Origin of the sequence: Rhodococcus sp. ARC_M12 (assembly GCF_022810385.1) — a bacterium.
Taxonomy (GTDB): Bacteria; Actinomycetota; Actinomycetes; order Mycobacteriales; family Mycobacteriaceae; genus Rhodococcoides; species Rhodococcoides navarretei.
This window is the reverse complement of the sequence record NZ_JALGQI010000009.1, coordinates 105,449-119,323: the sequence shown is the minus strand read 5'-3', so window position 1 is coordinate 119,323 and position 13,875 is coordinate 105,449. Positions and strand designations below refer to the sequence as shown.

The 13,875-nt window shown below is 61.5% G+C and carries 15 protein-coding genes; 5 read left to right on the top strand and 10 right to left on the bottom strand.

Annotated features, from left to right (window positions below; all coding sequences use genetic code 11):
• Positions 1 to 15: 15 nt before the first annotated feature.
• Complete coding sequence (locus MTX35_RS13380) at positions 16 to 1,251, bottom strand: histidine kinase (protein ID WP_243595445.1); 1,236 nt, start codon at positions 1,249 to 1,251, stop codon at positions 16 to 18.
• Positions 1,252 to 1,386: 135 nt separating this feature from the next.
• Between MTX35_RS13380 and MTX35_RS13375 the strand changes: the two genes are divergently transcribed.
• The 3 genes from MTX35_RS13375 (at position 1,387) to MTX35_RS13365 (ending at position 2,732) form a co-directional block, all read left to right on the top strand.
• Complete coding sequence (locus MTX35_RS13375; RefSeq protein ID WP_243595444.1) at positions 1,387 to 2,010, top strand: DUF4352 domain-containing protein; 624 nt, start codon at positions 1,387 to 1,389, stop codon at positions 2,008 to 2,010.
• Between the two features lie 78 nt (positions 2,011 to 2,088).
• The gene (locus tag MTX35_RS13370; RefSeq protein WP_243595443.1) at positions 2,089 to 2,589 is read left to right on the top strand and encodes a vWA domain-containing protein; all 501 of its coding nucleotides are present in this window, start codon (positions 2,089 to 2,091) and stop codon (positions 2,587 to 2,589) included.
• The gene (locus MTX35_RS13365) at positions 2,586 to 2,732 is read left to right on the top strand and encodes a hypothetical protein (protein ID WP_243595442.1); all 147 of its coding nucleotides are present in this window, start codon (positions 2,586 to 2,588) and stop codon (positions 2,730 to 2,732) included. Before MTX35_RS13370 ends, MTX35_RS13365 begins: the two co-directional genes overlap by 4 nt.
• A 233-nt stretch (positions 2,733 to 2,965) precedes the next feature.
• On the opposite strand, the gene MTX35_RS13360 is transcribed toward MTX35_RS13365, so the two are convergent.
• The 5 genes from MTX35_RS13360 to MTX35_RS13340 all read right to left on the bottom strand — a co-directional run bounded on the left by MTX35_RS13360 (position 2,966) and on the right by MTX35_RS13340 (position 8,041).
• Positions 2,966 to 3,442, bottom strand: coding sequence for a RidA family protein (locus MTX35_RS13360; protein WP_243595441.1), 477 nt, complete (start codon positions 3,440 to 3,442; stop codon positions 2,966 to 2,968).
• A complete protein-coding gene (locus tag MTX35_RS13355) occupies positions 3,439 to 5,103 on the bottom strand; it encodes a M24 family metallopeptidase (protein ID WP_243595440.1) in 1,665 nt (554 codons plus the stop codon). Before MTX35_RS13355 ends, MTX35_RS13360 begins: the two co-directional genes overlap by 4 nt.
• A 36-nt stretch (positions 5,104 to 5,139) precedes the next feature.
• Positions 5,140 to 5,916, bottom strand: coding sequence for an ABC transporter ATP-binding protein (locus MTX35_RS13350; RefSeq protein ID WP_243595439.1), 777 nt, complete (start codon positions 5,914 to 5,916; stop codon positions 5,140 to 5,142).
• Between the two features lie 25 nt (positions 5,917 to 5,941).
• Complete coding sequence (locus MTX35_RS13345) at positions 5,942 to 6,871, bottom strand: ABC transporter substrate-binding protein (RefSeq protein ID WP_243595438.1); 930 nt, start codon at positions 6,869 to 6,871, stop codon at positions 5,942 to 5,944.
• A gap of 111 nt (positions 6,872 to 6,982) precedes the next feature.
• Positions 6,983 to 8,041 carry an ABC transporter permease gene (locus tag MTX35_RS13340; RefSeq protein WP_243595437.1) on the bottom strand — a complete coding sequence of 353 codons (1,059 nt, stop codon included), beginning with the start codon at positions 8,039 to 8,041 and terminating at the stop codon, positions 6,983 to 6,985.
• Between the two features lie 274 nt (positions 8,042 to 8,315).
• Here MTX35_RS13340 and MTX35_RS13335 point away from each other — a divergent pair, with 274 nt between their 5' ends.
• Together MTX35_RS13335 and MTX35_RS13330 are read left to right on the top strand one after the other, a co-directional pair.
• Positions 8,316 to 8,963: a TetR family transcriptional regulator gene (locus MTX35_RS13335; protein WP_243595436.1), complete on the top strand. Its 648-nt coding sequence runs from the start codon at positions 8,316 to 8,318 to the stop codon at positions 8,961 to 8,963.
• A 244-nt stretch (positions 8,964 to 9,207) separates the two neighbouring features.
• A complete protein-coding gene (locus MTX35_RS13330) occupies positions 9,208 to 9,573 on the top strand; it encodes a DUF6188 family protein (RefSeq protein ID WP_243595435.1) in 366 nt (121 codons plus the stop codon).
• A 723-nt stretch (positions 9,574 to 10,296) separates the two neighbouring features.
• On the opposite strand, the gene MTX35_RS13325 is transcribed toward MTX35_RS13330, so the two are convergent.
• The 4 genes from MTX35_RS13325 to MTX35_RS13310 are packed head-to-tail and all read right to left on the bottom strand — an operon-like array spanning position 10,297 to position 13,795.
• Positions 10,297 to 11,118 (bottom strand): ABC transporter permease, encoded by an 822-nt coding sequence (locus tag MTX35_RS13325; RefSeq protein WP_243595434.1) that lies wholly within the window; start codon positions 11,116 to 11,118, stop codon positions 10,297 to 10,299.
• On the bottom strand, positions 11,118 to 11,942 hold the full coding sequence (locus tag MTX35_RS13320; protein ID WP_243595433.1) for an ABC transporter permease: 825 nt from the start codon (positions 11,940 to 11,942) through the stop codon (positions 11,118 to 11,120). Before MTX35_RS13320 ends, MTX35_RS13325 begins: the two co-directional genes overlap by 1 nt.
• Positions 11,939 to 12,748: an ABC transporter ATP-binding protein gene (locus tag MTX35_RS13315; RefSeq protein ID WP_094623208.1), complete on the bottom strand. Its 810-nt coding sequence runs from the start codon at positions 12,746 to 12,748 to the stop codon at positions 11,939 to 11,941. Before MTX35_RS13315 ends, MTX35_RS13320 begins: the two co-directional genes overlap by 4 nt.
• Positions 12,749 to 12,778: 30 nt before the next feature.
• Positions 12,779 to 13,795 (bottom strand): ABC transporter substrate-binding protein, encoded by a 1,017-nt coding sequence (locus MTX35_RS13310; protein WP_243595432.1) that lies wholly within the window; start codon positions 13,793 to 13,795, stop codon positions 12,779 to 12,781.
• Between the last annotated feature and the right edge of the window lie 80 nt (positions 13,796 to 13,875).

Sequence of the window (13,875 nt, the reverse complement as noted above, 5' to 3'; positions counted from 1 at the left end):
CTCCGACAATGCCAGTCAGGAGTACCACGGCAACCAGCACGCCACTACGAACTCGCCCGGCTGAGCACCGGCACTAAACGTGCCGCCCACCCCGTGGACCTGTTCGGCCAATCCCGCCAAACCCGCACCCGACCCATGCGCAAAGGCCGGTTGCCCCATCAGCTGATTGCGCACCTCCACCCGAACGCCCGCCTGATCGGACGCGTACACCGCCACCCGAATGGTGGAACCGCCAGCGTGCTTCTGCGCGTTGGTGAGCGACTCCTGCACTACCCGATACGCCACATGACTGCTCGCAGCACCAATTTCACCGGGCGTCACGTCGAGCATCAGTGACGTGTGCAAGCCCGCGTCCCGCGCCGAGTGCACAAGATCGGAGATGCCCTCGACACTCTGCCGGCCACCGCTCGAAGCATCGGCCGATCCCCGCAGCACGCCGATAATGCGCTTCAACTCATCGAGCGCGTCGTGCGCAGTCTGCCGAATCATCGACGCAGTTTGGGCTACCTTCTCGGGTCCATCGGTGCTGTTGACCTGCATTCCGCCTGCGAACAACGAGATGCGACTGAGGCTGGCAGCGAGGGTGTCGTGCATGTCGCGGGCGATGCGGGCACGTTCCGCATTCAGCAGCATCTCCTCACGAAGAGCGTTGGACTCCACCGTCACCTTGTCTCGCGTGACCACAGCCTCCGTCAGGTCGGATCGGGTGCGGCGCAGCAGTGCTCCGCCCACGACCAACCCGACCAGTACCGCCGCGACGACCCACGGAATCCACGCCGGGACGTCCCATTCCACCGGCACGGACCCATCCTCGGCCTTCGTCGAACCGATGGTCAGGACGGAGTAGTACCGACTGCGATGGGCGTCGTACGTCAACGACACCCCGCACGCGACGTACACAGCGACGGCAGCAATTACGAGCGGCCTGGTGCGTGCGAACGCACCGACAGCAAACAGGGCAATCAACGCCGCCGTCGCATCGGTGGCGAAGAACAGTGGCCCGGCCAACGCGAGTCCCAGAACCACCCATGGCCGTTCGTGTCGCCAGATCAAGGCGACGCCAGCGATCAGGTTGAGCGCGACGCCGAGGCCCAGGTTCCACCCGGGTGTGCCGGACGCACCCGCCAAGCCTGCGGTCATCAACGAGCAGAACAGGCTGAAGGCCACCGCCGCCGTTGTCCAGGCTTTGCGGCGCAGGGTGCCTGTCCGGTGGGTGCTCACGGACGCAAGCGTACGGCCGAGCACCGACACCGCGAATCGTCCGAACGGCCCGCATGGCCGATCGGATGCGACCAAAAGGAGGAGGGGCACCGACCAGTCAGCCGAGGCGCGGACCGGGCCGACTGCGGTGTGGTTGATGCATCGCCGAACGAGAGGAATATCGACATGACCAACCACAACCCGAACCCCCAGCAGCAGTACGCCCCGCCCGCTCCCGAGCAGAAGAAGAGTTGGTTTGCCCGCCACAAGATCCTGACGGCCATCCTGGCGATCGTCGTGCTGGGTGTCCTCATTCGGCTCATCGGTGGTGGTTCGTCGGAGAGCCCGACAGCTCCCGCGCCGGCCGGATCCCCGTCGTCAGAACAAGCGGCTCCTGCAGCACCGGCCGAGCCGGCGCAGCCGGGGATTGGTGTCCCGGTGCGTGACGGCAAGTTCGAGTTCGTCGTCACCGCCGTCGTACCACCCGTCGCGACCGTCGGTTCGGAGTACCTGACGCAGACTGCGCAGGGTGAGTACGTCCAGGTGACGATGTCCGTGCGCAACATCGGCGATCGTGCCCAGAGCTTGGACGCGTCCTCGCAGAAGTTGCTCGACGCGGACGGCAAGCAGTACTCGGTCGACAGCCTCGCGACTGCCTATCTCGACGAGGGCATCGGCTACGAGCAGATCAACCCAGGCAATGCGCTGGATACAACCGTCGTGTTCGACGTCCCTGTCGGGACCGTGCCTGCCGAGATCGAGTTGCATGATTCGGCGTTCTCGGGCGGTACGACGGTTGCGCTGCGGTAGCCGTCGCCAATCGTTCTTCCGTTCTCTCAAACCAAATTCATTGGACGCAGTTCCGGCTGCGTCCTACGGAAGGAAAACATGATCAACCCGAAGCTCTCTCTCGTGGCCGCATTGCTCGACCGATCCGGCTCGATGCATTCCATCGCCGACGACACCCGTGGCGGATTCGATTCGTTCATCACCAAGGAACGTGAGGCCGACGGCCGGACCGTGGTCACGCTCGCGCAGTTCGACAACCGGTACGAGCGGGTCTACGACAACGCGCCCATCGAGGACGTCGCTCCGCTCGTTCTCGAGCCGCGGGGTGGCACCGCGTTGAACGACGCGATCGGCCGGCTCGTCAGCGAGGTCGGGGCGGGTCTGGCTGCGACACCGGAGGACGAGCGTCCCGGCTCGGTGACCGTTCTCGTGATGACCGACGGTCACGAGAATTCGAGCCAAGAGTGGACGAATGCTGCTGTGCGGGAGCTGATCCAGCAGCAGGAATCCGAGTACAGCTGGGACTTCGTCTTCTTGGGATCGAACACGACGCCGTCGAGGTGGGTGCCGATCTGGGCTTCCAGCGCGGCAAGTCGATGACATACGTCTCGACGTCGGTGGGTGTGACGGCAGCCTTCGATTCGGTGGCGGATTACCAGGATCGAAAGCGATCGGCAGGCGTCGATGCGTGCTCGGTGTCGGCCTTCACCCCGGAGGACCGCAGACGCGCGCGAGGGGAGTAGGTGAGACGGACGATGCCTGCGTGGCGGCGGCCTCGACGTGCGGCAAGCTCAACCGGCATTGCATCCCGTTTCCGGTTAGAGTTCGACATCGGTTGTCGAACAGTATGTTTCGTGCTCGACAACCGATGGGGGTTCAGCGCTTGTGCATAGTAGTGCGGCCCGGTATGCATCGCGGCGAGTGGTGTCGTTTTCACATCGAGCTCCCGGTGCTGCCGTACCTGCGTGCGTGTTCCCTACTCCTTTACGGCAACAACAGCTTCCAGCTCCACCAACGCGTTCTTCGGTAGCACGTGGGTCGGCAGAGTTGTTCGCGCATGTCGGCCTGCGTCACCCAAGACGTCGATCAACAGCTGAGATGCGGATTCGGCGGCGGTGGGTTGATCTGTGTAATCGGAACCGCTGGCAATCCACACGTTCAGTTTTAGAACCTGTTTTACATTTTCGAGTCCGACGGCCTGGTCGATTCTGGCGAGCAAGTTCAGAGCAGCAATTTCTGCAGCAGCGGCCGCGTTAGCGGTCGTGGCGTCCTCACCCGCTAGACCGGTGACTACGTCGCCGTTTGCTGTGCGTGATATTTGCCCGGACAAGTACAGAACGTCTCGGTGCCGGGTCCAGGCATCGTAGGAGTAGGCGGGGGCTCCGAGGTTGGGCAGGGTCAAATTTCTCGCCGACAGGCGGGTCTTCGGGTCGACGAGGCTGATGTCGGTCATGATCGAGTCCTGTCGCGTTGGGTGAGAATGAAAGTTCGGTCGCGTCCGATGAACCACAGATCTTCGGTGCCGATAGCGACGTCGCCGTACCGCCAGGGAATCTCGGCCGCCCCGAAGGACCCGATGTCGAGTGTGTGCTTGTATCCCGGACGCAGCTCATTCGCGAAGGATTCCTGTTTGCCCATCAAGTGTCCTACGTTGCGGCCTCGGTAGATGCCGTCGAAATCCGTGTCCTGTCCGAGCATTCCGATCTCGATCATGCGCGGCAGGTGAGGGGCGAGGAATTGCAGCGTTCCCTCGTGCACGTCTTCGCAGACGACGCCGGGCCTGAGCTGACCAATGATGCCCTCTCTGACTACCGTGAAGAAAAATTCGTACGCTTCCTTCGCTGCCGGCGTGCGCGGCAGCGAACGAGCCATGTCCGACGTCGCGACGACGACGCCGTCGATTGTCACCTGCACACCGGCGTCGAGCTGGATGCACGTGGTTTCGTCGTTGATCGGAAAGTCGACGGGAGGACCCGGAAACAGCATGCGGTTCGATGAGTGCAGATTGGTGAAATACGGCTCGATCTCGAGGTCGATACTGTTGTCGCTCTTGAACTCATCGATGAACTCGACGTAGCGGCGGTAGATGTCCAACTCGGTGAACTCGTCTCCGGCATCGATCTTTCGCTCGGCCCAGGACAGGGCTTCCTCGATCGCATACACGCTCGTTCGGGCCGCAATGACCTGGAAGGGCAGGTCTTCGTGGTCGCGGATATCGCGCCAGTGCGCGAGATCGATCGAAGCGGGAATCAAATCGAGGCCTGCGTCGACGAGCTGTCCGGCGACACCGACTGAAATGAACTCTTCTTCGATTCCGATCCTTTCACCTGGTGCGAGTGCAGCGACGGCATCGGCGAGCGATGGGTACTCGCCGATCGCGTCGCCGTATCGGCCCCCGTGGACGGCGTCGTTGGTCAAGACGTAGACCTGATCGCTCCCCGGGATCCACACAGCGCAATCGCCGATGCCGGCTCTACCGGTCACCTCGGAGAAGTTCGGCGGGGCGAGCAGCACGAGCCCATCGATACCGCGTTCGGCAGCCAGGGATTCGAGACCTGTGAAGCGGGTGTCGGAAGTCCCGAAGTGTTCGGCGAGGCCCAGCAGATGCGGTACTTCGGAGATCAGGTCTGCAGCCGCCCGAGCGCCGCGTCGACGCCACTCATTGAAACGGGCGACGATCTCCGATGTCGAAAGAGTATGCACTCGAACAGGACTCGAAATCGCAGGTTCAATCTCCACCGTGAGGGTTTCGGCTAGCGTCATCTGGTGGCTGTAGACCACGTCTGCGTCGAGCCGAACCGTCTCCCCCCGAGCCAGTTCGCCGACCAGAGAGGTCAACGACTGCGCCACCTCGACTCCCGCAACCGGTCGCGGATCCAGTGTCACCCACGGGGCGTAGAAGCGAATTCGTTCGGCCGCGACCCCCGCGGATAGAACGTTGCCCTGCTCTTGCTGACGCACCAACAAGACCGGATCGGTACTGTCCGAATGAGCGATCAGCGGTCGCACGAGTGGATGCGAATCCAACCGGATGGCGGTGAACAGCAAGCTTGTGTGCGGGTACAGGGCGAAGTCGGTGGCCAGCGTGTCGAGATTTGCGGATAGTCGCAACATAAATAGTCCTGTCGTAGAACGGGTGTGTGCGTGAGGTCAGCTGATGCCGGCGGTGACACCAATGTGCGATTCGACTTCACTGACGTAGTCGGCAAACACTGGGGTATAGCGGTGTTCCTTGGCGCGCGGTCGAGGCAGGTCGATGGAGATGTCGGCGATGATGCGCCCTGGTCGGTCACCGACCACGACCACGCGGTCTCCGAGCCAGACGGCCTCGGAGATACTGTGGGTGACGAAAACGACGCTGCAACCGGCCTTCTGCCAGATGCGCTGAATCTCGAAGTTCATCGTGTCGCGGGTCATTGCGTCGAGTGCGCCGAAGGGCTCGTCCATGAGCAGCAGCTCCGGGTCCGAGACCAGGGCTCGACAGATGGCCACACGTTGTTGCATGCCGCCTGAGAGCTCGTAGGAATATCGCGTGGCTTTGCCTTTCAGTCCCACCATGTCCAGGAGCTCGAGCGCCCTCGCTTTCGATGCGTGGTCGCGAGTGCCACGAAATTCGAGTGGCAGCAGGACGTTGTCCAGGTTGTTGCGCCACGGTAGGAGTACGGGACTTTGGAACACCATGCCGATCTCCTCGACACCGGCAGAAATCGGCGCACCCTTGATGAGTACTTCGCCTTCGCTGGGTATCTGCAGTCCCGAAATGGTTTTCAGCAGTGTCGTTTTGCCGCTGCCGGACTGGCCGACGATGGATACGAACTGTCCGTGCTCGACGTCGAAGTCGACGCCTTTCAACACTGTGTTGGTGTCACCGTCGCGAGATCGGAACGAGACTCCGACGTTGTTGACTTCGACTGCGTTGTTGTTCATCGTTGTCTCCCAGTCAAATAGGCGGTCATGGTGCGGCGATCTCGTCGGTGGGGAGTGGGTCGATGTAGTCGTTGCTGTAGACCTGCGCAGGTGTGATCGTCGAGTTCGGATCCAGTCCGAGAAACTCGCGCGACACGTCGATCATCTGCTGAACGCCGGCGTCGGTCATCAGTCCGAAGGGCTCGGATTCCTCGCCGATGCGGTTGTTGAGCGCGCACTGCTCGTCGAGTGCAAGCACGACGGTGCTCGTTTCGTATCCTTGAACTTCTTTGTGGAACGAGTCGGCAGCGTCTTCGGGGTTGTCGCACGACCACAGGTAGGCCCGCTGCATCGCCCGGTTGAATCGCTTGACCTTGTCGGGATTGGTCTCCAACTCCTCGTTGGAGAAGATGATGCCGTTGCCGTACAGGTCGATGCCGAGATCGGACCACTTCAATACCACCGGCACTTTGCCGAGCGCGTCGATCGCTGGGCCGTCGGAGACCGACAGAGCCAAGTTGGCATCCCACTGTTGAGAGAGCAGACCTGGAATTTTGGCACTGCTCGCGGCATGGATGATGTCGACGTCCTGGTCGGCGAGGCCCAGCTTGCTGAGTGCGTACGGCCACATGGCGGTCATGGCACCGGCACCCTCGGTGGCAATGGTCTTACCTTTGAGGTCTGCCCAGGCGTGAATGTTTCCGTCCGACATCGCTACTACCGCGTATGCGGATCTGGCCTGCAGGAGGTCGACTTGTGTGACCTGGGCACCGCGGCCCTGGTTCAATACCGTGACACCGAAATCGGCCCAGCCTGCATCGACCTTGCCGGTATCGACCGCCGCGACCGTGTTGCCCGAACCGGAACCGGGCATGACCGTCACGTCGAGTCCTTCCTCATCGAAGAATCCTCGATCGACCGCGGCGAAGAACGGTGCATGCTTCGGCAGATAGCCGACGTCGACCATCAGGGACATCGAGTTCTCTGAATCTGTTGCGCTGCAGGCTGTCAGAGGAACAAGCACAGCTGCTGCCATCATTACCCGAGCTATGTGAGTCTTAGACATGGTGGTCTCCCGGTCGGGTGGTCATTTAGCGTGGGACTTCCATGGCATGAGCTTCTTGCCGACGAAATCGACTATGAAGAAGAGAACGAGCGCGATCGCTGCGAGCACGAAGAAGGCGGCGAACATCGCTGCCAGATCCACCTGACTGTTGGCGAGCATGATCACGTAGCCCAGGCCTTTGGAGCCGGCGATGAACTCTCCGACGACAGCTCCACCGACGGCCAGCGAGATCGAGATCTTGGCACCGGAGAAGATCGACGGCAGCGCGTAGATGAACTCGATCTTTGTCAGCCGTTTCCACGTCGACGCCCTGTTGATTCGCGCTAGTTCCTTCAGTTCGTGCGGGACGGTGCTGAGCCCGTCGAATGTGTTGATGACGAGCGGGAAAAAGGCTATTGCCATGGCTACGAACGCCTTCGACTCGAACCCGAACCCGAACCACACTATGAACAGCGGTGCCAGAGCGACCTTCGGAATCGTGTCTATGGCGACCAAAGCCGGATACAGGAAGGATCGTATCGTCGGCGAATAATGCAGGAGTGCGCCGCAGATGACGCCGAGCAGAGTGCCGCCGACGAAGCCGGCCAAGGCCTCGCCGATCGTGACCCAGGCGTTTGTCGTGAAGTAGTCGAAACGGGCGAACAGCTCTGCGAAGGCTGCAATTGGCCCGACCAGAATGTATTCGGGAGGGCGGGTCACCACAACTGCCAGCTCCCACAGGCCCAGCAAGCCGACGATGCCGACGACTGCTTTGATGCCGGTGACCAGAGAGTCGCGACGAGGCCACAGCCTGCGGGTGACGTGATGAGTGGGTTCACTCGTGGCCGGAGGTTCGTTAACTGAAGGGGTTGTCTGCATCTCAGATGCTGTCATGACGATCCATCCTGGGTGAGGGGATTGAGGTCGGTTGTCGGCCGGCTCGGCGGACAACGAGGCTGGCTCGCCGAGGCAAAATCGGCGTTCTGATCGGTGTTGGTGGGGCGAAGGCAGGTCGATTCGCCCGCTCCACATGGTTGTGCGGCTCTTCTGAGCGCCGCCGGGTGTCAGTCGGTCGTCGTCAGTTTCGTTGTCGATGAACAACAATGTCACTGTTTGGTGAACTGAGCGAACCGTACAACGTGATCGAGGACACGTCCAGGGGAGGCGAGGGGTGTGAGGTGAATGCTCCAATCAGGTGGCAATGTGCAAACCTACTGAAGTGCAGTAATACCGAGATTGAATCGGTCGATGTCAATACTCGGTGGCAGTGGACGCTGCAGATCACGACTGAACGGCGATAAGCTTCGAACGTTGACCGACCTATGATTCACTGTCTGGTGTTAATCGCCACGGATTGTTGAAGGGGTTGGATTTCATGTCGACAGCGTCCGAGGTTGGGGGGCGCCGGGGGGCGCGCGGTGGTGAGGTGCGCGGAAACATTCTGACGGTGGCGACGGCGGAGTTCGCGGCCAAAGGTTTCACCGGTGCTCGAATGGACGACATCGCGTTGCAAACGAAGACGACGAAGAAGATGATCTATTACTACTTCGGGGACAAACAGGGCCTGTATCGATCGGTGCTAGAGAGTGCGATTATCAACATTCGCGCCGAGGAGCAACAGGTGCACGTCGGCGAGTTGGGTCCGGTGGACGCGCTCAAGCGTGTGGTCGAGTTGACGTTCGACTACCACGAACGTCACCCGGATTTTGTACGCCTGATGGCAAGCGAGAATACTCACAAGGCTGCGTATCTAGGCCAATCGGGAGATCGAAGCGAGCTGGCAGGCCCAGCGCTCGATCTGCTGTCCAGCATCTTGCAGCGCGGACGTGAATCGGGAGAATTCAGAGATGACGTCGACGCTGTGGATCTGCACTTCACCATCACGAGCTTCAGCTTCTTCCGAATTTCCAATCAGTACACCTTCGATTGGTTGTTCCAGTTCGACCCCGTTGCTCCCGAGAATCGTGAACGTCTGCGAAAGATGTTGACTGACATCGTGATCGGATACGTAGTCCGAGATTGATAAGTGCCTGCGGAGTTGAGGCAGATGGCCGATGTCTGGTGTCAGCCGAACGTGATGCGAAGCCCGACGCACCGATTCAATGCGTATCATGGATCCGACTGCGCGGTACCCGAACGGGTATGTTCGCTACTACAACGAACACGGTCAGCCAATCAACATTGACGGCAAACCGGGGCTCAACCCTAAGACCCATTTTCCCATCGAGCTGGACGGCTCATTTTCAGTCCCGAGAGGGTGGTAGCACGTGGACATTCCTCTGGTAGGTCAAGTGATCGCGTCTCTGGAGTTCGGGTTCTCCCTCGCGCTGCGTACGAATCATGACTACGAACTGCGTATCGAATCGACTTTTCGGCTCGATGAGCCTGGGTCCGACGGGTTCCGAGGTGTGCCGGACGCATCGCTCTCCGAAAACACCGCTGTCAGGCGTCTCCAGGGCAGACAGGTTGCGCGTGCGCACGCTTCCGACGACGGCGACCTGCGAATCGAGTTTGCCGACCGTGCAAGCCTTGTAGTTCCTTTCGACCCCGATTTCGAAGCCTGGACTGTGGCGGCACCCCAAGGCTTCAAGGCGGTCAGTGTGGCCGGCGGCGGGCTCACAGTCTGGGACTGAAGAAAGCTGGACCGGCGGGGGTGTTTCGTATCGAATGCGCCGAAGTCCCGATGCATGGCCTCAGCAAGTGAGCTCGGAGCGTTCGGCCCGTGAAGCCGTCGGAAGGCGAAGCGGGAGGGATGGAATCACCCCGTTGCCGTAGATCCACAGACCGCCAGATCTGACGCTCGAAAAGCCCCGTCGTCCTATAGTCTGTGCTGCATGTTTTGGCGAAAAGCGGACCGACGCAGTGCTTTAACTCTTGATCAATTCGATGCGTGCGTAGCGGCGAACAAGGTGGACGTAGTCCGAGTCGAACTGGTCTACCAGCGAGCGCGCAATGGACGCGGCTGCAAGGTGGTTCTTACGAATCTCAGCCGCGGCGGCGGAGGAGATGCCTGGATGTGGTTCTACTATCCCGAAGTCGGCGACCTGCTAGCGGTGACAGCGAGCTCGGGTTGGGGCCCGCACAACAACCATGATGTTCTCTACGTCGGCAACAATTCTGGTGACACTGGCATCTTCTTTCGGGTCGACGCGAAGACCCTCCGCAGAGGCCTGAGGCATCGCGCACGGGCTGGGCGATTGGCGGTGTGAGCAAAGGACTTGCCCACACCGAATTCGACACCGGGACCAGGCACTTGGTTTAGGCGGTAGGTTCCAGTTACTTGCCCAACGGTGCCAATCCGAACTCGGAACGGACGAGTCTTCCGGACCTCGGGTCAGGTTCCCTGATTAGGGAGATCACCGACCGCCGTATTTCGAGGTAATGCGAGTTTCCAACCACTGCAGGGCGATGGTTGGCGGTAGTGCCATCACCAGGATCAGCACAACCGTGCCCATGATGTTTTCCATGCGCACCAGGCTGACGTTGCGCAGGAGTTCGTATCCGATGCCGCTGGAGGATGAGAACATCTCGGCGAGAAGTAGTCCCAGGAACGCCAAGCCGAAGGTCATGCGCATACCCGTTGCGAGCGCCGGGAGCACTGCGGGAATGACGATCTGACGAATCAGGCGCGGCCAACTCACCTGCAATGAGGCCGCCATCTTCAGGTGGATTCTCTGGACAGATGCCGTCGCCTCGACCGCGACGAGGAACATCGGGATGAAGGCGGCGTAGAAGGAGAAGCCGAATCGGCTCAGTGCGCCGATGCCGAGGAACGACAGGAAGATCGGGTACAGCACGATCTTCGGAATGCTGTTGATCGAGTACACGATCGGGGCGATGGTTCGGGTCCAGAACGGACTCAGTCCCAGCGTCAGACCCAGCAGGGAACCCACGATCGTGCTGGCCAGGAACGCGAGCACGAGAATGCGCAGCGAGTCACCGACGTTGGCTCGGAAGTCTGCCTTACCCAGGTCTTCGACGAGCGAGGCCATGGCCTCGGCCGGCGTCGGGAAGATGAGACTGTCGACGAGAACGGCCGCGACCCACCAAATCAGGACCGCGACGACGGCCACGACCAGAGGAGGTAGGAACCGTCGGGCGTTGTCGCGGCCCGCGGACGAGGTCTCCTTTGCGGGAGTGGTGGGAGCGGTGGCTACTCTGTCCAAGGTGCTGCTCATCAGCGGCGCCTCCAATCGAATCGGTTGAGCGCGAGAGAGATCAGCGAGGTCGAGAGCAGAGCGATCAGCGCCACGATGAGGATCCCGGCATACATGTCGGCGATGTCGAACCCGTCGTAGGCGATCGAGATGAAGTGCCCGAGCCCCTGCGTCGACAGGATGAACTCACTGGCCAACACCGAGATGACGGCGTACGAGAGCCCCAGCTTGAGTCCGGTCACGATGCTCGGCAACGCATACGGAAGCAGAACCGATCGGAAGTACTGCCACCGTGTGAGCATCAGTGTTTTGCCGAGCTTGGTGACGATCGGCGACACCGCATTGAAGCCGGTACGTGCGTTCAACGCGACTACGCCGAAGGCGAAGATGGTGGACAGAATGGCGATCGGGGCCACGCCGGCACCGAACAACACCACCATGATGGGGTAGAGCGCGAACGTCGGGACGGCGTAGTAGACGTTCAGATAAGGCTGAAACGCCCTGTCCCACAATTCATACCGCCACAGAACGTAGGCGGCGGCGACACCGAGCACAGAGCTGAGCACAAACGCCAGAACGATGATCCCGAGCGTCCGTCCCAACTCGTCGATCAGGAAGTCAGGGTCGGTCAGCAGACTCAGCGACGTCGAGATCATGTCGGTCACCGGAACGATGTCCAGCGGTGAGGCGAAGAACCGTGCGGAGATGTCGATGGCCACCAGTGCCGCGACGAGGATGAGCACGGTCCATCCCCATGCGGGGAGACCGAGTTGTCTGGAGGGGGCAGGCCGGATGTACCCGGGAACCACAGAGGCGCGCGTGCTCTCGCGCGTGGGGGCACTCATGGCTCGATGCTCATCGTCTTCTTGGCCTCGTCCCGCAGCCGCGACCAAATACGTTCGTGCAAAGCCACAGCCTCGGGACTGGCCAGTACGTCTTCGGATCGTGGACGCGGGAGGTCGATGTCCACCTCGTCGATGAATCGGCCGGGCCGCGCACTCATCACCAGCACCCGATCGGAGAGCAGTACCGCTTCCTGGATGCTGTGGGTGATGAACAAGACTCCGCACGTGAGCTTTTCGACGATCTTGAGTAGCTCGTACGACATCACCAGTCGCGTCTGCTCGTCGAGTGCACCGAACGGCTCGTCCGCGAGAATCAGATCGGGTTCCATGGACAGGCAGCGCGCGATGGCCACACGTTGGCGCATACCGCCGGACAACTGGGTGGGGTAGTGGTCGCCGAACTTGCTCAGCCCCACGGTGTTCAGCAACTCGTCGGCGCGGGACCGACGTTCCTTCTTACCGACGCCGCGGACTTCGAGAGCGAACGCGACGTTGTCGCGGACGGTCCGCCAGGGCAGCGTCGCCGATTCCTGGAAGATCACTGCTGTCTTGGACCGAGGTCCGGTCAGTGGTTGGCCGTCGACGTGCACGGTGCCGCCGTCGTGATCCTGTAATCCGGCGAACACTTCGAGGAGAGTGGACTTACCGCAGCCACTGGGGCCGACGACGGAGACGAATTCGCCTCGGCCGATGGACAAGTCGATCTCGTGGAGGGCGGTCACATCACCGAAGCGCCGCGACACTGACGATGCGACGGCGATGGCGGAGGTGGTGTCGGGGCGGGGTCGAGTCGCTGCTTGGGTCACGTCGCTACCTTCTGGTGGTGGGAAATGCTGTCAGGAGTCGCAGTCGCCGGGAACATCGTTCTCGACTCCTTCGGCGAGGAACTCCGGGTCGAACAGGGTGCAGAAATTGGGTACGCGATCGCTCCCCGACGCTTCGACGCCGTCCTGGGCGGATTCGACGGACGCTGTGTCGAAGCCGCCGCCCCACGTGCCGACCGAGGACGCGCGTTCGACCACTGCGGTGGCCGACTCGACGTCGAATCCCGTGTAGTTCGCGTAGATCTGGGCAGCGGCAACAGGATCGGCCTCGATCGACGCGACCGCCTCGGTGTAGCCGGCGTTGATGGCGCGCACGACCCCGGGGTTGCTCGCGGCGTAGTCCTTGGTCGTGGTGATCGTCGACTGCAGGAACCGTGACATGTAGTCGGGACTACTGACGATCAGCTTGAAGTCCTCCGGTCGCTGTTCGGCGACGATCGAGGGGACGAGGGCGATATCGACGTTGCCGGCTTCGAGAAGTGCGAAGCCCTCGCCGATTCCGCCGGAGGCAACCCGCTCGATCCGGCTCGGATCGACGCCCGCGATCGAGGGAAGCAACCGCGTCAGCGCATCGGACGCCGAGTTGGGCCGGGTGTAGGCCCAGCGACGCACGTCCTCGATGGTGTTGATGTTCGGATTCGAGGCGAGCGCATAGAAGTTCATCGGATACGGCCCCTGGGTGCCGCCGCCGACGATGCGCAGCTCGGAGCCGGCCGCATCCGCCTGCACGATCGACGGGTAACTGACCTCGCCGATGGGGATGTTGCCGTCGAGCAGGGTTCGCATTGTCGCGCTGCCGCCCTTGCCCGGGACGATGTTCTCGACGATCACACCGTGCTTCTCGAACAATCCCTGCTGCTGCGCGACAAGCCAAGGGATGCTGTAGATTTCGGCCGCTGCCGAGACGGTGACGTCGATCGTGACCGGATTGGCGGGGTCCGCGTCGGGACCGGGATCGGATCCACAGGCCACCAATGCGGTGGACAGCGTCAGTGCTGCCATGATGGACGTGGCTCGGCGTAAATGCATCTGCGTCCTCGCTGGATGATCGGCTTAGCGCTTACCGAAGTGGGAGTGGCGGCTGTCGCACGAGCACTCATGGTGAGACG